The following is an 18,209-nucleotide window of genomic DNA, read 5'->3' on the forward strand; positions in this document are numbered from 1 at the left end:
AGAATTATATCGGCAACGAGAGCGGCCGCACATTTTGATTGATGTGTCAACTATAATTTATAAATTTTTGTTAGAGGTTTACCTCTTAGTGAACCAATAAGCTTAACTAAGTGACATTGGTACTGAATCGTTACATATTTTTGTGAATTGTGATAAGAGATAAGAAAAGATCGATAAGGAGCAGGTTATGGAACAGATGATTCCGGGATTTCTGGAAGAGATGTTGAAAAAACAGTATGGAGAGGAAGCTTTCGCGAAGATCCTCGCGGGATATCAGGCGAGACGCCCGGTGACACTCCGGGTCAATCCCCTAAAGGCGGACCGGAACTCGGTGGAGCAGGCACTTACCGGTGCCGGGATCGCGTTTAAAAATGTATCATGGTATGAGGACGCGATGATCATCGAGGGTGCAAGGGAGCCGGAGATCCAGGAACTTCCGATCTATAAGGAAGGCGGAATCTATCTCCAGAGCCTTTCCTCCATGCTGCCGCCGCTGTTTCTCGGTCCAAAGGCGGGAGAGTCCGTCCTCGATATGGCTGCCGCTCCGGGCGGAAAGACGACCCAGATGGCGGCGATGACGGGAAATCAGGCGCAGATCACGGCCTGCGAGAAGAATAAGGCGCGGTCGGAAAAGTTAAAATACAATCTGGAAAAGCAGGGGGCATCCGGAACCTACGTGATGGTGGAGGACGCAAGAAAGCTTGATGATTTCTTTTCCTTCGACCGGATCCTCTTAGACGCGCCCTGCAGCGGAAGCGGAACCGTAGAAGTGCGGGACGGTGTCTGCCGGACAAAAATCTCAAAGGAACTTGTGGAAAGATCCGCGAGAACGCAGGAAGAACTGTTAAAAAAAGCGCTGAAGCTCTTAAAATCCGGACATGAGATGGTCTACTCCACCTGCTCAATCTTAAAAGAGGAGAATGAAGGTCTCTTAAAGCGCGTGTTAAAGAGTTCAGGCGGAGAACTTGTACCGATCGGGGAAGAGTGGACGAAGGAACTTCCGTTACTTCCGAACGCGATGCCGGGGACACTCCTCGTGGGACCGGATGAATTGTTTGAGGGATTTTTTGTGGCGAAGATCAGAAAAAAATAGAAGCTCCGCGAGGAACTTCTATTTTTTTGCAAAAAAACGCTTTAAGCTTTTATTCCGCCTTGCGGTTCTCAACCTCGATCCGTTTCAGCTCAGGCATGATCGTGATCAGCATCGTGAGAATGCAGGCGGTTCCGCCGATGACATTGGAGACCGGCTCAGCGAGGAATACGCCGTCGGTTCCCATATGCATGGCGTAGGGGAGAAAGTAGGTCAGCGGTACGACGATGAATACTTTGCGGAGCAGGGAGAAGAAGATCGCAAAGACCTTCTTGTTCAGGGATTTAAATACCGCCTGACCGATGTACTGGAGGTCCATAAAGATAAAAGCCGCAAAATACATGTTCAGTGCCGGAACCGCATCCTGGATCAGCGCCGCGTCCGAGCTGAAAATACGGATCAGCGTTTCCGGGATGAGGATGATCATGCCCCACATGACGGCCGTGTAGCCGAAAACAAGGAGACTCATGATCAGAATGGATTTCCGCACGCGTCCCGGTCTGCGGGCACCGTAGTTGTAGCTCAGGATTGGGGAGGTTCCCTCTACCATGGCGTGGATCGGAGTCTCAACAAGCTGGCGCACACTGGAGATGATGGTCATGACGGAGATATAGATATCACCGCCGGTGACGGAAAGAATATTGTTGCAGCAGATCGTTACGAGACTGTTGGTGAGCTGCATGATAAATCCGGCTGCACCGAGGCTGAGGATATTTTTCGCGTGTCCGGTACATTCCGGGATCTCATTCTTATGAAGGAACCGCAGCTTCAACTCGGATTTTTTCGTGAGGAAAAACACGACGAAGGCGGCAGATAGGCACTGGGAGATCACGGTGGCGATGGCTGCGCCGCGGACGCCGAGTCCGAGGGCAAAAATAAAGAGCGGATCAAGCACAAGGTTCGTTCCGGCACCGATCGCGACGGATAACATGCCGATGCTGGAGTAGCCCTGGGCGTTGATAAACGGGTTCATGCCGACCGCGATCATCGACGGCAGGGTTCCGATCAGATAGAGCATCATATACGGATAGGCGTAAACGATGGCCTCAGCGGAAGCGCCGAAGAGGATCAGGATCGGGCGGGCGAAGAGGAAGCCGACCGCCATCAGGATCACCGCGCAGACACAGAGCATTGTAAAAGAAGTGTTCATAATGCGCCTTGCTGTGTCAGGGTCCTTTTTCCCGCGGAAGATCGAGAAGAGCGGTGCACCGCCGGTTCCAAAGAGATTGCTGAAGGCTGTGATGATGACAATGATCGGAAAGCATAAGCCGACCGCGCCGAGAGCGGCTGTTCCGATCTCCGGGATCCGCGCGATGTAGATGCGGTCCACGATATTATATAGAAGGTTTAAGATCTGGGCAATCAGCATGGGGAGCGCGGCTCCGAGGATATTGCCCGTTATGGTTCCGTTTTCAAAATCAATACGTTTCATATGTATGGTAGATTCGATTCGATCCTTTCTAAATTTTCTCTTGCGTTTCAAGTATAGCATCCCCTATAATATATGTAAATTATTGTTTTTGTATAGAAATAAAATAAAATCTATATAATATAAGAAGATTCTTTGTATTCAGACTATGATTTTTACGATCCGGGATCCGGATTCCACAATTCGCACCGCTGCGAGAGTGGAGGTCCGCAGATCGCCGGTCAGACAGGAGAGATGATGGAGATCAGACAGTTGGAATACTTCCGGGCCATCGTTGACGCCGGAACCATCAGCGGTGCGGCAAGAGAGCTTCATATGACACAGCCGCCGCTAAGCTACCAGATGAAAATGCTGGAGGAGGAACTTCAGGTGCCGCTTTTTATCCGCGGCATGAAGCATATTACACTGACGGAGGCGGGAAAAACGCTCTACGAACAGGCGGGAAAGATCCTGATGCTTTCGGAGGTAACGAAGCGTGAGGTCATAAAATCAAGTCAGGCGGCGACGATCCATATCGGAATGACTCCGTCCACCGTGTCCATGATGTCCCATTACCTGATGCGTTTTGCAAAAAGCCATCCCAATATCCATTTTGATATCCACGAGGGATCCACATTCACGATGAGGGATCAGCTTGAGAACCGGATTCTTGACCTCACGACCCTGCGCACGCCAATTACGTTAAGGGGCTGTGAGACGAAAACTCTGGCCGAGGAACGCCTTCTCGCCATGGCAGTTCCGGAGTTCCCTCTTTTAAAAGGACGCACATCGCTTCAGCTGCAGGAGCTCTCGGAACAGCCCCTGATCCTGTCCCACCGGTTTCAGAAATATATCGCCTCGAAGTTTGAGGAGGCGGGACTTGTCTGCGATATCTACCTTGCCTGTGAAGATGCAAGGACCGCGATCACGATGGCGGAACGGGGAATGGGGATCGCGATTCTGCCGACTTCGATGCTGGAACTTTCTGATAAGCTGAAAGCATGTGAGGTCTGTGATGCCGATTTTACAACAGAGGTCCTTCTTGCCTGGAGAAAAAGTCGGATTTCGTCGGAAATACAGGAATTTCTGGAATTTTGGAATTGAGAAATGTATTCGTGGAATGCATGAATCTTGAAAAAATCTTGCGAGCAGCTTTTGCAGGCAGATTAGACGAGTGATTTTCAAAAAAACATGCGGTCCTGGAAGCAGACTCGCAGATCGGATACTTTTTTAAATTAACTTTAGAAAGCGTAAAAAGTATGAAAATTTCATATAAGAACGATGAAGGATCGTCTAAGACAAGCCGTCCATGACATAATACACATTATGTCATGGACGGCTTTTTTGAATGAAAAAATGTATGATCGGAAAACGATACGGAAGTCTCGTGGTAATTGAAAAAGTGAAGATTTCAGGGAAACCGAAAACCTATTGGCGGTGTCAGTGGGACTGCGGGAATACATGCACCGTAGAAGATTCACACCTGAAAAACGGACATACGAAGAACTGTGGCTGCAGGAGACGGATCCGACTCCAGGAAAAACGCCTTGATCTCACCGGACAGCGGTACGGCAGGCTTGTGGTTCTGGGACCTGCAGCGGAGCTGACAGAAAAAAGGAAGGTACGATGGAGCAAAGTGGATCGTCCGAAGGTGATCGCGCGGATCGTCCGGGCAGGATGAGTGACTACTGGCTTTGCCAGTGTGACTGTGGAAAACAATGCATCTGCCAAAAAGAGAATCTCCGCTCCGGGGTCACAAGAAGCTGCGGCTGTCTTCAGGAAGCACAGAGAAAGGTAAATATGAAGAAAACCATCCATTTTATGGACGGAACCTGTGTGGAGCGGATCGCGTGCAGAAAGACATTTTCCAATAATACTTCCGGTCATCGCGGAGTATACAGAAGAGAAAACAACCGATGGAGAGCATCCATTGGCTTTCAGGGAAAGTCCTACAATCTTGGCAGCTTCGCAACCTATGAGGAGGCAGTTCAGGCGCGGCTGGACGCGGAAAAGCGGTTATATGATCCATTTTTAGCGAAATATCGCGAAGAAAATTCCTGAGGACGCAGGGGGATCACAATACTGATAAAAACACTTCCAACCGCAGGAATACCGGGCAGCTTTGCTGCATAGAATGCAGTTTAGGGAGTGATTTTTATAAATTTTTAAGGAGCAAGGGGGAAAGGAGGAGCTTTGTGAGCATACAGAGGCAGAAGAATCCTGTGTGCAGCAATTGAAATATTGACTCACAGTAACTGTTCGACAGAGATACAGTTACGATCCACGATTCAAAGAAGGAGGAAAAGAGAGATGAAGAAGCGCGGAATGAAAAAACGTGTTATGGCAGCACTCATGACGGCCTGTATGGTCGTTGGGTCTGTGCCGGGGGTGTCGTTGGCGGATGTGTCAGGTGAACCATCTGGTACGCTGACACCGGCTGCAAAGAAATATAACTTTGATGGAACAGCGTCAACAGAAGCAGACCCGGATATTGAGCTTAACAAGACAGCTGCATATAACGGAACATTTACTGAGAACGGTCAGACAGAACTTACAAAGACCTTTGAGGTTGGAACGAAACTCACGCTTGCGGATATTCCTGCATCCAAGGGTAAGAGCAGCAGTTACAGCGATCAGACCTGGGATAAATTCCCGGTTGGATATATTGTAGGAAAAGACGGAACGACCTTCACGATCACCTACAAGTGGAGATCAAGCGGCAGTGGCAGTGATTATGACTATAGCACCTCCACAAGAGGCAAAGCCACAAACGCAGCTGGTAAGTCCGGACGTTGGATCTTAGAGGGCGGCGAGTTCACGGAGGATAACGGGACAACACAAGAGGACACATGTACACCGGCTGGCATGAGATCGACGGCAAGTGGTATTACTTCAACACAGCATCCGACAAGGGAACACTTGGCGCAATACTTGCGAACACCACAACACCGGATGGATATCAGGTAGATGCAAATGGAGCATGGATCCGGTAATTCCGGCAGGAAACCTTCATGGCTCACCGGGCGCGGGATCCTCATAGCAGTCATGTTTCTTTTGGGACTGGGAATCTTTCTGTACCCGCATATCTGTGACTGGTACTATCAGTATCAGTTTAACAAGGCGATCGCGGCGTATGACCGGTTTCAGGGGATCGACTGCGAAGGAATGATCCAGGCGGCCAGAGAGTACAATGAAAGACTTGCAAAGAAAGAGGAACAGTTTCTGGTTCCCGCAGAGGAACGGGAGGAGCTTGACCACCTTCTGGATCCATGGGAAACAGGGATGATGGGATATGTGGACATTCCGAAGATCGGGGTCCACGTTCCCATTTACCACGGAACGGAAGAGCGGGCGCTTCAGTCGGGCGCCGGTTTCTGGTATGGGACAAGCCTGCCGGTGGGCGGTGAAAATACCCATTGTGTGCTGGCCGCCCATAACGGTCTTGTGAAGGCGAAACTGTTCACTGACCTGGACAAACTGGAAGTGGGAGATCGGTTCACTCTGGATGTCTTAAACGAGACATTCACGTATGAGGTGGATCAGATCCTCGTAACACTTCCGGAAGAGACGGAAGAACTTTATGTCCAGAACGGAAAAGACCTTGTGACGCTTTATACCTGTACTCCGTATGGGGTAAATACCCACAGGCTCCTTGTCCGCGGACACCGGGTAACAGAACCGGAAGAATGATGGAAAAAATGCGCCGGTTCACAAAAAAGTGAAAACGGAGCTTTTTTCGACATAAATTGACATGGAGGGAATCGAAAATGAAAAAGAAAATGAACAAGGTTTTAGTAGTCTGCACAGCGGCAGCAGCGATGACAGCATTTTCAGGAACCGCTTTTGGGGCAACTCTCGATCTGGAGTCAAAGACAGCGGTTGCTGACGCGAAGGATGGAGCCGGGGATATCCAGGAGGCCATAAATCAGATCTCGGGGAACGGAAATAAAGATGGGTGGACCATCAAAATAAAGTCTGGTACATATGACCGATTTACAATTCCGGCAGATTTTAAGAACATCACGGTTGAGGGAGAGAAAAACAGCGTTATTCAGGTGATGAATGCGTCAGTGGCAGACAACCTTTCAGATGCTGGCGGAATTAACGCGTTTGGCAGTAATATTACTTTAAAAGGACTTACAATTGATGCTGGAAATGTACCGGCTGAAGAGGGAAAGTTTACAGCAGCGGTTTCCAATCACAATGGCGCAGTAGGTGGAACTGGCTTTTCTCTTCATGTTGAAAACTGTACGATCAAGGGAACAGATTCACAATTTGCGGATGGTATTTTATTTGACAGTCCGGGATTTGATGTGAAAAATTGTAAAATTTCAGGTTTTAAGCAGGCAGTTGAATTCTTTGGAGATAATTTTGTAGTTCCGGAATCTGGAAATATGGTCAGTGGGAATACGTTCCGTGACTGTAGCTTTGCTATTCATGGATATTTTGGCGGCGGCTCGGATGGCGGAGTGCTGAGTTTTAAGAATAATAAGGTAACCGGTACGGATGATCTGCGCGCCAAAGTAGTGATTCAGGATCAGAGTAATACAGGGGCTGTTCGCGCGGATATCTCTGGAAACACATTTGTGAATGCACTTGTGGGACTTGTCAATCTGAGAGAAAACGGGAAAACGATCTCACCAGTATTGACCTCCAATGAGATGGGCGCAAACAGTTTTTATGTTGAGGCGGTGGAGCCGGGAACCATTGAATTTTATGCGACATATCATGCGCCGGAGAACAGCGAAGGCTGCTGGAGAGTGACAGGAATTGAAGATTTTGGCATTGATGCCGGATTAAATCCGGATGGATCCAAAGCAAAGATCGAGGAGTTGGTGGATGCAGCGAATGAAAGTGGATCCAGAACGTTGAGCATTACGGGAATTGATGAAAACAATCTGATCAAAACGTTCACTTATTTTAAAGATGGAATTTACTGGGACAGCGATAAGGAAAGTAAACCGTCGGTGGACAAAAAAGCGGATGGTCAGGACCGTATCGAGGCAGCAAGGCCAGGAGATGTTATTTCTTTTACACTGGAATCCAATCTGCCGCAGTCACTGTCAGCGCAGGTAAAAAGACGTACTCCAAATGACGACAGACCAGATGATGACAGACCATATATTATAGAAAAGCAGTCTTATCAGCTGATATTCCATGATAAGATGAGCAGTAATCTTTCTCTTAATCAGGCTACATTGAAAGTCGAAATCATGAATAATGGAAAGCTTGTGGAACTGCCGGAGAAATATTACATGGTGCGTACAGATCTTGAAGGTGAGACTTTCCGGGTAACAGTAGGACTTGTGGCAGCGTTTAATGATGGTCAGATCTCGTATGATCAGCTGAAGAATGCGGCACAGATCGTCGTATCTTATGACGCAACGGTAAAAGACAGTGTTATCAATGGAGACAAGGTGGAGAACCGTGCATGGGTCAACGACAGCGAAGAGGATATCGTTGACGGCCCGGTCATCGATCCAGATGTTCCGTCCACCGGTGGAGTTGGAACAAAAGCCTTCACAGCAGCAGGAATCGCCCTGATGGGAGTTGCAGCAGGTGCTGTGATCGTGACAGGTAAGAAAAAGAAAGAAGAACAGTAATTCAGACTTTTCGGATTGTTGCTAGTTATGAGAACGAGGTAGAGACATGAAAAAATCATGGAAAAGTTTCATGACCGTCACCGCAGCCGCTGCTGCGATGACGGCTGCCATGGCATTTTCTTCGTTGGCGGCTGTGGCGAAGGTAGATGATGACCTTCCGGAAAACCGTCATATCGTATCGGTAGCCTCCGGCGGATATGAGACGGGATTCCAGATCAAGGCGGCTCATGGCGCGGACATCTACGAGACGACAAGTTATCCGATCGATAAAAAGGCAGACGGCGAGGATGAGATCGGAACCGTAAGTCAGGGAAAGAAGATCGAGTTTACACTGACCTCCAGTCTTCCAAAGCTGCTTGCACGCTATGTTGTAACGGCATCCAACGCCTCACCGGCAAACTCCGCCAGGGAGATTCGCAAAGTCCGCGTACACAGTGCGTCCGGCGCGGAAACAGTCCGCGTACACAGTGCGTCCGGTGCGGAGACAGTCCACGTGTACAGCGCATCCGGTGCCCAGTTCCTTTCTGCAGATGAAAAATATGCGATCCCGGATTCTGTTGTGGAGACCATGGTCTTCCACGATGAGATGAACCGGTATCTGAAGTTTATCGACGGTACGCTCCGTGTGACTGCGGGCAGGGATGGAAAAGAAGTTCCTTCCGGGTATTACACGGTAACAGCCAGTGGTTCCAACGCATTCCGGGTTGAAGTTGATCTTGTAAAACTCTTTAATACCGGAATCATCGATTATGAAGATCTGACGGGTGAAAATCCGATTACAGTGACCTATGAAGCGGTCGTGACAGACGACGCGATCCAGGGGGACGAGCTGTTTAACGAAGCCTGGGTCAACGATGGAGAACATGACTCCGTGGAAGGTGCGGTCCTCGATAAGAAGGTTCCGTCCACAGGCGGAATGGGACGGGGAATGTTCACGGGTCTGGGACTCCTGTTTATGGGCACAGCGGCAGCAGCATGGAAGAGAAAAAGAAGCATGTAGATCAGATACAGAAATCGATGTAGAAGGAAGGAATCCAAGATGACAGGAATTCGGAAAAAGAATAAGATCCTGGGCTTTATTTTTGCCGTGCTTGCGGTATGGATGGTGATATTTCAAAATCCGTCCTACGCGGCACAGCGGTGCAGCCTGAATGTAAAAACAGAACAGGCCGGAATGACGGTATATCTCTATCGGGTTGCAGAAAAACAGGCGGGTGTCTATGTACTGAATGAGAATTTTCAGGCTTCCGGCGCGGATGTTTCCGGAGGAGGCTCCAGAGAGGCTGCGATCACTCTGACAAATTTTGTGAAGGCGCAGGGGACCCAGCCTTACCGGACCGGAACGGGAAGCGGAAAACATGTGTTTTTTCGGAATCTTCCGGATGGAGAGGCTCTCTACCTTGTGACGGGGGATCCGCTGACCGTTGGCGGCAAGACCTACATTCCGGCACCGGTTCTCGTGGAAGCGGGCGGTGCCGCGGCGGAAGCAGATATCAAGTGTGATATTGAAGAACCGGAAAACCCGACAAACCCAACGGAACCCACAAACCCGACGGATCCATCGAATCCGACCTCTCCGACCCGTTATTATGATGACAGCGATGATGACGACTGGGATCCGACTCCGAATAAGAAGCCGACTATCACAACAGCGGCTGACGAGACGGTGACGATCACAGATGCGGAGACACAGTCGGAAACCAGAGTGGAGGAGAGTACGGCAGAGAGTGAAACAGAGACATCTACGGAGACAACCGTGGAGAACGAAAAGAAGCTTCCCCAGACAGGACAGCTGTGGTGGCCGGTAGGGATCCTGCTCTCCGCAGGCGCGGTCCTTCTGGCGGCAGGTCTTGTGATGAAAAAGAGAAGTAAAGAAAAATAAAAAATTAAAGAGAAACATGAGGATACAGATATGAAAAAGAAAACGCTTCATCCCTCCGGATTTACAAGCAAATGGAGAGCATACTCCAGCACCACAACTCCGCCGACAGAACCGGGACGTTATACCATGACAGTCGTTGTCCTTGGCGGTAACTATCTGGCCTCCCCGATCAACCGGTCCTTCCAGATCACGAAGTAGAACGGCTGAATGGTAAAATCGCGGGTCCTGTAACCCGCGATCAGGAGACATTCATATGAAAAAAGTACGCATCACATTCCCGTTATCAGATCAATGGCGATGTGATGCGTATTTTAATGTAAAAAGAATGTGCCCAGGCGGCTCCGTAAGGAACCACCCGGGCACAGTAGATTGTTTCGTTATTAGTACAACTTTGCACCGGCCGGGATTCTGTCATCGACCATCAGGAGGTTCAGTCCCTCATGGCCATCTTTCTCATGGACTGCTGAGATCAGCATACCTTCGGAATCGATTCCCATCATCTTTCTCGGCGGAAGGTTCACAATCGCGATTGCTGTCTTTCCAACCAGCTCTTCCGGCTCGTAATACTCGTGAATACCGCTTAAGATCACGCGGTCCTTGCGCTCTCCGTCGTCCAATGTGAACTTCAGGAGTTTCTTGGACTTCGGTACCGCTTCACAGGCTAAAATCTTAACTGCGCGGAAATCGGATTTTGCGAATGTTTCGAAATCAACCATTTCTTTGAAGATCGGCTCGATCTTAACGTTGGAGAAATCGATCTTCTCAACAGTCTTTGCTGCCGGAGCGGCTACGGAAGACTTGGAAGATTTTTTGTCGGAATCTAAGGACTTCATTGTCGGGAAGAGCAGTACGTCACGGATCGCCGGGGAGTTTGTAAATAACATAACAAGACGGTCGATACCGTATCCGATACCACCGGTCGGCGGCATACCGATCTCAAGGGCATTTAAGAAGTCCTCGTCAGTGGTATTTGCCTCGTCATCACCGGCAGCAAGTGCTGCTTCCTGTGCTTTGAAACGCTCTCTCTGGTCGATCGGGTCGTTTAACTCGGAGTATGCGTTGCACATCTCACGGGCATAGATATAGAGCTCGAAACGCTCAACCTGCTCCGGGTGACCCGGTTTCTTCTTGGTAAGCGGGGAGATCTCGATCGGATGGTCTGTGATGAAGGTCGGCTGGATCAGGTGCTCCTCAACGAATTCCTCGAAGAAGAGGTTGATGATGTCGCCGCGGACATGACGATCCTCGTAGTGAACGCCCTTCTCATCCGCTAATTTCTTTGCTTCATCAGTTGTCGTGATCTCGTTGAAATCAATACCGGTGTATTTCTTGATCGCATCGATCATGGTAAGGCGCTCGAACGGCTTTCCAAGGTCGATCTCGACATCTGCGTACGGAATCGTTGTGGATCCGCAGATCTGCTTTGCGATATGACGGAACATATCCTCTGTGAGATCCATCATTCCCTGGTAATCCGTGTATGCCTGATATAACTCCATAAGAGTAAATTCCGGGTTGTGTCTTGTATCAAGACCTTCATTACGGAATACACGGCCGATCTCGTAAACGCGCTCCATACCGCCGACGATGAGTCTCTTTAAGTAGAGCTCAAGGGAGATACGAAGCTTTACATCCTCGTCGAGAGCGTTATAGTGTGTCTCGAACGGTCTCGCGGCAGCACCGCCTGCGTTTGCGACGAGCATCGGAGTCTCGACCTCAAGGAATCCGAGGTCATCTAAGTATCTGCGGATGCAGCTGATGATCTTGGAACGCATAACGAATGTCTTCTTAACGTCCTCGTTCATGATCAGGTCAACGTATCTCTGACGGTAACGGGTATCTGTGTTTGTAAGTCCGTGGTACTTCTCCGGAAGGATCTGTAAGCTCTTGGAGAGAAGTGTTACGGAATGGGCATGAACAGAGATCTCGCCCATCTTTGTTGTGAATACAAAGCCCTTGATGCCGACGATATCGCCGATATCCATTCTCTTGAAGTCTTTGTAGGAATCCTCACCGAGGTCATCGCGGCATACATAGCACTGGATGTTGCCCTTGAGATCCTGGACGTTGCAGAAGGAAGCTTTACCCATGACACGCTTGGACATAATACGTCCTGCGATGGAAACTTCCTTTCCGTCATATTCTGCGTAATGATCCTTGATATCTGCGCTGTGAGCTGTCTGATCATATTTTGTGATCTGGAACGGGTCTCTGCCCTCTGTCTGTAACTCAGAAAGCTTCTCGCGGCGCACCTTTAAGAGCTGGTGGATATCCTGCTCTTTTGCATTTGCATTCTTGTTCTGATTCTGCTGTTCAGCCACTTTTCTATTTCTCCTTCACTGTAGTCTTTGTGTATGATCGATACGGTCGTGTACAGAATTTTCAGTCCGGAAGCTTCCCGTCTGTACACGGCGGCGATCAATCGACTCTTTTAATATCGAGTACCTTATACTGGATAACTCCGGACTGTGTCTCAACGTCAACAACGTCACCAACGCGTTTTCCGATCAGCGCGTGTCCGACCGGGGACTCGTTGGAGATCTTATTCTCAAGGCTGTTTGCCTCTGTGGAACCAACGAGCTTGAATTCCATCTCCTCGTCGAAATCGACATCGTAAACCTTTACGATACATCCGACGTTGATCTTGTCAAGGTTTACCTCGTCCTCAACAACGACCTCCGCGTTCTTTAACAGCTTCTCGAGCTCTTCGATTCTTAACTCAATATCTCTCTGCTCGTCTTTCGCAGCATCGTACTCGGCGTTCTCGGATAAGTCTCCCTGTTCTCTTGCCTCTTTGATCTTCTGGGCAATCTCACGACGGCGGTTTACTTTCAGATCCTGAAGCTCATCCTCGTATTTTTTCAGTCCTGCATAAGTTAAAATATGTTTCTTATCAGCCATGACGTCTTACCTTTCTTATTGTTTCGGGGCAGAATGACCCTTTATAATTTTTAGCTTTACATTCTCTGTATTATAGCGTGAACACTGGGGATTGTCAAGAAGACGAAAGGCTTTGTTTTTGAGGATTTTCACGGTATCTTTTGATAAAAAATGACTCGTATGGACAGAGGCTGCATCTTATTAGGAAGAAACAGAAAACAGGGAAAGGACAGGAAATAACAGACAAGGCAAAAACAGGAATAATTACTGATATTTACTTGATATCCTATCCGCGCTATGCTATAATCAGGTTGATCAAAAATATTTATGAGAAAGGAAGTTACCAATATGCAGTACGCGATTGCACATTTAGATCAGGACGGCAACGGAGATTCCGACAAGAATCCATATATTTCCGTAGATTTTGAAAATAACCTTGAGTCATGTCTTGAGGCGGCAAATATGATGGAGGATGAGGGATATAAGGAGATCACACCGTTTATCCTTGAGGATGAGGGAAAAAGCGGCACTTATACCTGGGAGTATGTGAGACAGCATTCCATTTAAATTTGGAAAAGAGAAATTGGGGAGATCCTGCGGGGCGTGTGAATGCTCTGCGGGGTCTTTTTTGTTGCGATGAAGTTGGAAGAGGCTGTCGGCAGCAGGTCCTGTAAGTCTTGTAAGAAGGAAAAGATAGAAAAACTTGACGAACATATGTTCTGAATGTATAATGGAAACATAAGATTTTAGGGAGAGAATTGAGTCTGGAATCGAGATAAACCATATTAGGAAAGCCGCAGAGACATTTAGTGGCTATGTATTAGTAAGGGATGTTGGTGACAGGTTCTGTAGGTTTTTTGGAGTGCTGGAAGATGACAGATAAGACTGAATAAAAGCTAAGACTAAATAACAGAGAAAACGGAGAAAATATATGAATCAGATCAACCGTGAGGATATGCTGGAGCTTACGAGAAGAATGACATTGAAGAGAAACTGCTTTGACCGGATTGCAGGGGCTTATCTGGATAGGGAGGGGTTTGTAGACGGGACATTTAATAAGAATTTCCGTCAGCTCTCCCTGCCAGATCAGCAGAAGAATCTTGATATCGCGAAGACGATCCCGTTTTCGGAGACGAATGTGGCGTTGAAGGAATATGTCTTTTCGGGGGAGGAGAAAAAGCCCGGGAGTGTGTGGCAGCTGCTCTGCGCACTGCGGGAGTGTGAGCTGAAAAACGATGCACTGCTTGATATTTTTTATGAAGTGTTTGGGGAAAAATATCCGGCGTCGGGGGATTATGCGGTCTATTTCTTTCACGGGAATTATGATGTTCCGAGAAAGGCAAAGGATAAGGAAAGCCTCTGGGAATCGGAGGAAGTTTACCGGTTCCTAATCTGTGCGGTGTGCCCGGTGAGCGGAGATTATGAGCCGGGGATGCCGGTCTGCGGATTTATGTTTCCGGCGTTTAAGGACCGGGGACCGGATAATGGGCGGATTCAGGTGTTTGAAGCGGATCCGGCGCGGCCGCATAGGGATTTTTTAAATTTGATCTTGCCAGTGAGTGCATATATTTTGTGAAGGTATGTGGGGGAAATGGAAATTGATGTCGGAAGGGAGACGGGCTATGGCGGATAGAATGAGCAAGATGGATAGATCAAACAGAATTTACGCAGCGATCGATCTGAAGTCATTTTACGCCTCTGTTGAGGTGGTGGATCGAAAACTGGATCCGATGACGACGCACCTTGTCGTCGCGGACCGGAGCCGGACATCGAAAACGATCTGCCTTGCGGTATCGCCTTCTTTAAAGGCGTATGGGATTCCCGGACGCGCGCGCCTCTTTGAGGTGGAGCAGAAGGTGGAAGAGGTGAACCGGGAGAGAAGGCGGCGGGCCCCCGGTGGAAAATTCACGGGAAGTTCCTGTGATGCGGTTGAACTGACGAAAAGACCGGATCTTGCGCTGGATTTTATCGCTGCGCCGCCGCAGATGGCCCACTATATGGAGAAAAGTTCACAAATTTACCAGATCTATTTAAAATATGTGGCACCGGAAGATATCCATTCCTATTCGATCGATGAGGTCTTTATCGACCTGACTTCCTATCTTGAGACATACCATATGTCGGCGCATGAGCTGACGACACGGATGATCCGGAATGTGCAGAAAGAAACCGGAATTACGGCGACTGCGGGGATCGGAACGAATCTGTACCTTGCAAAGATCGCGATGGATATTATGGCAAAGCACATCGAACCGGACGCGGACGGAGTGCGTATCGCGGAACTGGATGAGATGAGTTACCGGAGATATCTGTGGGGACACCGTCCGCTGACGGATTTCTGGCGTGTGGGCCGGGGATACGCGAAAAAACTGGAAGAACGGGGAATCTACACGATGGGGGATATTGCCAGATGCTCCCTCGGAAAGGAAAACGATTATTATAACGAAGATCTTCTGTACCGGATGTTCGGTGTCAACGCGGAACTTCTGATCGACCATGCCTGGGGGTATGAGCCGTGTACGATCGCGGATGTCAAGGCGTACCAGCCGGAAAACCACAGCGTCGGATCCGGGCAGGTTCTTGCCTGTCCATATACCGTCCAGAAGGCAAGGCTCGTCGTGCGGGAGATGGCGGACCTTTTGGCTCTGGATCTTGTGGAGAAAAAGCTGACAGCGGACCAGGTGGTCTTGACGGTGGGATACGATATCGAAAACCTGACGGATTCAAAACTCAGAAAGAACTACAACGGGGAGATATCCACGGACCGTTATGGAAGACGGATCCCGAAACACTCCCACGGCTCCAGAAATCTTGGCGGGCAAACTTCCTCCACGAAACGGATCACGGAGGCGGTTATGGAGCTCTACGATGAGATCATGAATCCAAAGCTTCTTGTGCGCCGGATCGCGATTTCCGCAAACCATGTGGTCTGTGAGGGAACGGAACAGAAAGTGCAGGAGTACGAACAGTTGAATCTCTTTACCGATTACGGCACACAGGTGGAGCAGAAAAAGAAGGAAGAGGAAGAATTGGCGCGGGAAAAACGGATGCAGCAGGCGGTTCTGGAGATCAAGAAAAAGTTCGGAAAGAATGCGGTCTTAAAGGGAATGAATCTGGAAGAGGGCGCGACCGCGGTAAAGCGGAACAGCCAGATCGGAGGTCACAGGGCATGAGTACATGGGAGAAATATCGGGATATGATCGATCTTCCATATCCGGGAGAATCAAAGCATACCCGGATGCCGGTGAGGGACAGGGCAGCCCAGTTTGCTCCCTTTGCTGCGCTCACCGGATTTGGCGCAGTATTAAAAGAGACGGAACGTATTACAGAAAAGCGGATCGAGCTGGATGAATATGAAAAGGAAAAACTGAATGAGAATCTGCGGCTTCTATTGGAAAAACAGGAATCCCGTCCGGAAATCACAGTAACCTTTTTTGTACCCGATGAAAAGAAGGACGGAGGAGCATATCGGACGATCTCTGGTCATATAAAGAGAGTGGACGAGGAGAGTCATTGTTTGATTTTAGAGGAAGGGGAAAGAATTCTGCTGGAAGATATTTTTGATCTCGCATTCACTGCTCATGAAAAGTAAAGTTAGACGATATAAAAATGTTATGAAATTAACAACAAAATACTTGCGTTAATAATTTAACAATGATATAATGTTTATAGAGCTTAGGAAAACGAAGCGTGATTGGTTCTTAGTAAAACCTGTGAAACACAGGTCGGAAACGTGAGATCCCTGTCTGTAATGACAGAATTGTGAAAGGAGAAGAGAGCGTATGGCAAGATTTACATTACCGAGAGACATTTATCATGGAAAAGGATGTCTGGAAGAACTGAAGAATCTGAAAGGAAAGAAAGCATTTCTCGTAGTAGGCGGCGGTTCTATGAAACGCCAGGGATTCCTTGACAAGGCTGTTCATTACTTAAAAGACGGCGGAATGGAAGTTGAAGTCTTTGAGGGCGTAGAACCGGATCCGTCGGTGGAGACCGTTATGAGAGGCGCGGAAGCGATGCGCAAGTTTGAGCCGGACTGGATCGTATCCATGGGCGGCGGATCCCCGATCGATGCGGCGAAGGCGATGTGGGCATTCTATGAGTACCCGGAGACTACATTTGAAGATCTGATTACTCCGTTCAGTTTCCCGGAGCTGAGACAGAAAGCAAGATTCGCGGCGATTCCGTCCACATCCGGTACAGCTACAGAGGTAACAGCGTTCTCTGTCATCACAAACTATCAGACCGGAGTGAAATATCCGCTTGCTGACTTTAATATTACTCCGGATGTTGCGATCGTAGATCCGGATCTCGTGATGGGACTTCCGGTGAAACAGGTTGCCTATACCGGTATGGATGCCCTGACCCATGCGATCGAGGCGTATGTCTCCACATTAAACGGACCGTTTACGGATCCGCTGGCACTTCAGGCGATCGAGATGGTTCTGGAATACCTTCCGGCATCTTACAATGGAAATACCCATGCGAGAGAGGAGATGCATTACGCGCAGTGTCTCGCGGGAATGGCATTCTCTAATGCGCTTCTTGGAATCGTTCATTCTATGGCCCACAAGACGGGAGCTGCGTTCTCCACCGGACATATTCCGCACGGATGCGCGAACGCAATCTATCTTCCGTATGTCATCCAGTATAACGCGAAGGATACCGTCGCAGCTGATCGTTACGCGGAGATCGCAAGAAGAATGGGATTAGAGGGAAGATCCAGACAGGCCCTGATCAACAGTCTCTGCGCGAAGATCAATGAATTCAATGAGAAGCTGAATATTCCGAAGACACTGAAAGAATTCGGCATCAATGAGGACGAATTTAAGGAGAAGGTGGACCGTATCGCGGAACTCGCGGTTGGCGATGCATGTACCGGATCGAACCCGAGAGAGATCGATCCTGCGAATATGGCGAAGCTGCTTACCTGCACATATTACGGAACTGAAGTTGACTTTTAACGATAATTTGAGATGCGGCTGTGAGGGTGCTAAGCAGCTGTTGGAAAGATTATCCGCATAATATAAATATTGTGGTGTAATCAGATCTTGTATGGAGATCGAATTGGGAAAATCTCTGCCGGGAATATCCGGCAGAGATTTTCTGTTTGCAGGTTACTGTTCACGCCTTGCGCAAACAGTAACTGATTTTGCCGATGCTTCGCATTCCGAATCGGCAAAATCCACTACCACCACTGTATTGTACGGAATTTTCAGTTCAGAAAATTCCTACCCGCGTACAGTAACGTTTCCAGGACATATCAAGCGAGGTTTTTCTATCATTCTATTGACTTTCTGTAGAAGCCACTCTATAATATATGGTATTGAATACTACATCACAGGG

18 protein-coding genes are annotated in these 18,209 nt (G+C 48.6%); 15 read left to right on the forward strand and 3 right to left on the reverse strand.

The genetic code is table 11. The features are described 5' to 3' along the window. The first annotated feature begins 187 nt into the window (after positions 1-187). A complete protein-coding gene (locus ABCW45_RS09105; protein WP_117470625.1) occupies positions 188-1,093 on the forward strand; it encodes an RsmB/NOP family class I SAM-dependent RNA methyltransferase in 906 nt (301 codons plus the stop codon). Positions 1,094-1,142: 49 nt separating this feature from the next. Here the strand turns inward: ABCW45_RS09105 and ABCW45_RS09110 are convergent, their stop codons facing one another. Then, positions 1,143-2,522: an MATE family efflux transporter gene (locus tag ABCW45_RS09110; protein ID WP_343220744.1), complete on the reverse strand. Its 1,380-nt coding sequence runs from the start codon at positions 2,520-2,522 to the stop codon at positions 1,143-1,145. Between the two features lie 132 nt (positions 2,523-2,654). Here ABCW45_RS09110 and ABCW45_RS09115 point away from each other — a divergent pair, with 132 nt between their 5' ends. The 9 genes from ABCW45_RS09115 (at position 2,655) to ABCW45_RS09155 (ending at position 10,181) form a co-directional block, all read left to right on the forward strand. Beyond that, positions 2,655-3,602 carry a LysR family transcriptional regulator gene (locus ABCW45_RS09115; protein WP_343220697.1) on the forward strand — a complete coding sequence of 316 codons (948 nt, stop codon included), beginning with the start codon at positions 2,655-2,657 and terminating at the stop codon, positions 3,600-3,602. A 244-nt stretch (positions 3,603-3,846) separates the two neighbouring features. Next, a complete protein-coding gene (locus ABCW45_RS09120) occupies positions 3,847-4,179 on the forward strand; it encodes a hypothetical protein (RefSeq protein ID WP_015554964.1) in 333 nt (110 codons plus the stop codon). Beyond that, positions 4,125-4,559: an AP2/ERF family transcription factor gene (locus ABCW45_RS09125; protein WP_117503020.1), complete on the forward strand. Its 435-nt coding sequence runs from the start codon at positions 4,125-4,127 to the stop codon at positions 4,557-4,559. The genes ABCW45_RS09120 and ABCW45_RS09125 overlap by 55 nt, the downstream gene beginning before the upstream one ends. A gap of 788 nt (positions 4,560-5,347) precedes the next feature. Further along, positions 5,348-5,491 carry a hypothetical protein gene (locus ABCW45_RS09130; RefSeq protein WP_117470627.1) on the forward strand — a complete coding sequence of 48 codons (144 nt, stop codon included), beginning with the start codon at positions 5,348-5,350 and terminating at the stop codon, positions 5,489-5,491. Next, on the forward strand, positions 5,472-6,188 hold the full coding sequence (locus ABCW45_RS09135) for a class C sortase (RefSeq protein ID WP_015554961.1): 717 nt from the start codon (positions 5,472-5,474) through the stop codon (positions 6,186-6,188). Before ABCW45_RS09130 ends, ABCW45_RS09135 begins: the two co-directional genes overlap by 20 nt. Before the next feature lie 77 nt (positions 6,189-6,265). Continuing rightward, positions 6,266-8,101, forward strand: coding sequence for an isopeptide-forming domain-containing fimbrial protein (locus tag ABCW45_RS09140; RefSeq protein ID WP_117552047.1), 1,836 nt, complete (start codon positions 6,266-6,268; stop codon positions 8,099-8,101). A gap of 46 nt (positions 8,102-8,147) precedes the next feature. Further along, positions 8,148-9,101 (forward strand): hypothetical protein, encoded by a 954-nt coding sequence (locus ABCW45_RS09145; protein WP_343220698.1) that lies wholly within the window; start codon positions 8,148-8,150, stop codon positions 9,099-9,101. A gap of 39 nt (positions 9,102-9,140) precedes the next feature. After that, a complete protein-coding gene (locus ABCW45_RS09150) occupies positions 9,141-9,983 on the forward strand; it encodes an LPXTG cell wall anchor domain-containing protein (RefSeq protein ID WP_117503017.1) in 843 nt (280 codons plus the stop codon). A gap of 30 nt (positions 9,984-10,013) precedes the next feature. After that, on the forward strand, positions 10,014-10,181 hold the full coding sequence (locus tag ABCW45_RS09155) for a hypothetical protein (RefSeq protein ID WP_015554957.1): 168 nt from the start codon (positions 10,014-10,016) through the stop codon (positions 10,179-10,181). Positions 10,182-10,363: 182 nt separating this feature from the next. Here the strand turns inward: ABCW45_RS09155 and lysS are convergent, their stop codons facing one another. Next, positions 10,364-12,304, reverse strand: a complete 1,941-nt coding sequence (lysS, locus tag ABCW45_RS09160; protein WP_343220699.1) for a lysine--tRNA ligase — start codon at positions 12,302-12,304, stop codon at positions 10,364-10,366. Between the two features lie 97 nt (positions 12,305-12,401). Then, positions 12,402-12,884, reverse strand: a complete 483-nt coding sequence (gene greA, locus ABCW45_RS09165) for a transcription elongation factor GreA (protein ID WP_015554956.1) — start codon at positions 12,882-12,884, stop codon at positions 12,402-12,404. A 327-nt stretch (positions 12,885-13,211) separates the two neighbouring features. On the opposite strand from greA, the gene ABCW45_RS09170 reads away from it, so the two are divergent. The 5 genes from ABCW45_RS09170 to ABCW45_RS09190 all read left to right on the forward strand — a co-directional run bounded on the left by ABCW45_RS09170 (position 13,212) and on the right by ABCW45_RS09190 (position 17,827). After that, the gene (locus tag ABCW45_RS09170; protein WP_015554955.1) at positions 13,212-13,430 is read left to right on the forward strand and encodes a hypothetical protein; all 219 of its coding nucleotides are present in this window, start codon (positions 13,212-13,214) and stop codon (positions 13,428-13,430) included. A 364-nt stretch (positions 13,431-13,794) separates the two neighbouring features. Then, positions 13,795-14,439 (forward strand): DUF4317 family protein, encoded by a 645-nt coding sequence (locus ABCW45_RS09175; RefSeq protein WP_343220700.1) that lies wholly within the window; start codon positions 13,795-13,797, stop codon positions 14,437-14,439. Between the two features lie 46 nt (positions 14,440-14,485). Then, positions 14,486-16,036 (forward strand): Y-family DNA polymerase, encoded by a 1,551-nt coding sequence (locus ABCW45_RS09180; RefSeq protein ID WP_343220701.1) that lies wholly within the window; start codon positions 14,486-14,488, stop codon positions 16,034-16,036. Further along, on the forward strand, positions 16,033-16,455 hold the full coding sequence (locus tag ABCW45_RS09185) for a hypothetical protein (RefSeq protein WP_015554951.1): 423 nt from the start codon (positions 16,033-16,035) through the stop codon (positions 16,453-16,455). The genes ABCW45_RS09180 and ABCW45_RS09185 overlap by 4 nt, the downstream gene beginning before the upstream one ends. Positions 16,456-16,645: 190 nt before the next feature. Further along, on the forward strand, positions 16,646-17,827 hold the full coding sequence (locus tag ABCW45_RS09190; protein WP_117503015.1) for an iron-containing alcohol dehydrogenase: 1,182 nt from the start codon (positions 16,646-16,648) through the stop codon (positions 17,825-17,827). Positions 17,828-18,209 lie beyond the last annotated feature (382 nt).

Source organism: Pilosibacter fragilis, assembly GCF_032490495.1.
Classification (GTDB): domain Bacteria; phylum Bacillota; class Clostridia; order Lachnospirales; family Lachnospiraceae; genus Pilosibacter; species Pilosibacter fragilis.

Bases quoted from the DNA above. Each gene is read 5' to 3' on its own strand.
- ABCW45_RS09105 (WP_117470625.1), top strand. From the start codon at position 188: ATGGAACAGATGATTCCGGGATTTCTGGAAGAGATGTTGAAAAAACAG.
- ABCW45_RS09110 (WP_343220744.1), bottom strand. From the start codon at position 2,522: ATGAAACGTATTGATTTTGAAAACGGAACCATAACGGGCAATATCCTC.
- ABCW45_RS09120 (WP_015554964.1), top strand. From the start codon at position 3,847: ATGAAAAAATGTATGATCGGAAAACGATACGGAAGTCTCGTGGTAATT.
- ABCW45_RS09125 (WP_117503020.1), top strand. From the start codon at position 4,125: ATGGAGCAAAGTGGATCGTCCGAAGGTGATCGCGCGGATCGTCCGGGC.
- ABCW45_RS09130 (WP_117470627.1), top strand. From the start codon at position 5,348: ATGTACACCGGCTGGCATGAGATCGACGGCAAGTGGTATTACTTCAAC.
- ABCW45_RS09135 (WP_015554961.1), top strand. From the start codon at position 5,472: ATGGAGCATGGATCCGGTAATTCCGGCAGGAAACCTTCATGGCTCACC.
- ABCW45_RS09140 (WP_117552047.1), top strand. From the start codon at position 6,266: ATGAAAAAGAAAATGAACAAGGTTTTAGTAGTCTGCACAGCGGCAGCA.
- ABCW45_RS09145 (WP_343220698.1), top strand. From the start codon at position 8,148: ATGAAAAAATCATGGAAAAGTTTCATGACCGTCACCGCAGCCGCTGCT.
- ABCW45_RS09150 (WP_117503017.1), top strand. From the start codon at position 9,141: ATGACAGGAATTCGGAAAAAGAATAAGATCCTGGGCTTTATTTTTGCC.
- ABCW45_RS09155 (WP_015554957.1), top strand. From the start codon at position 10,014: ATGAAAAAGAAAACGCTTCATCCCTCCGGATTTACAAGCAAATGGAGA.
- greA (WP_015554956.1), bottom strand. From the start codon at position 12,884: ATGGCTGATAAGAAACATATTTTAACTTATGCAGGACTGAAAAAATAC.
- ABCW45_RS09170 (WP_015554955.1), top strand. From the start codon at position 13,212: ATGCAGTACGCGATTGCACATTTAGATCAGGACGGCAACGGAGATTCC.
- ABCW45_RS09175 (WP_343220700.1), top strand. From the start codon at position 13,795: ATGAATCAGATCAACCGTGAGGATATGCTGGAGCTTACGAGAAGAATG.
- ABCW45_RS09180 (WP_343220701.1), top strand. From the start codon at position 14,486: ATGGCGGATAGAATGAGCAAGATGGATAGATCAAACAGAATTTACGCA.
- ABCW45_RS09185 (WP_015554951.1), top strand. From the start codon at position 16,033: ATGAGTACATGGGAGAAATATCGGGATATGATCGATCTTCCATATCCG.
- ABCW45_RS09190 (WP_117503015.1), top strand. From the start codon at position 16,646: ATGGCAAGATTTACATTACCGAGAGACATTTATCATGGAAAAGGATGT.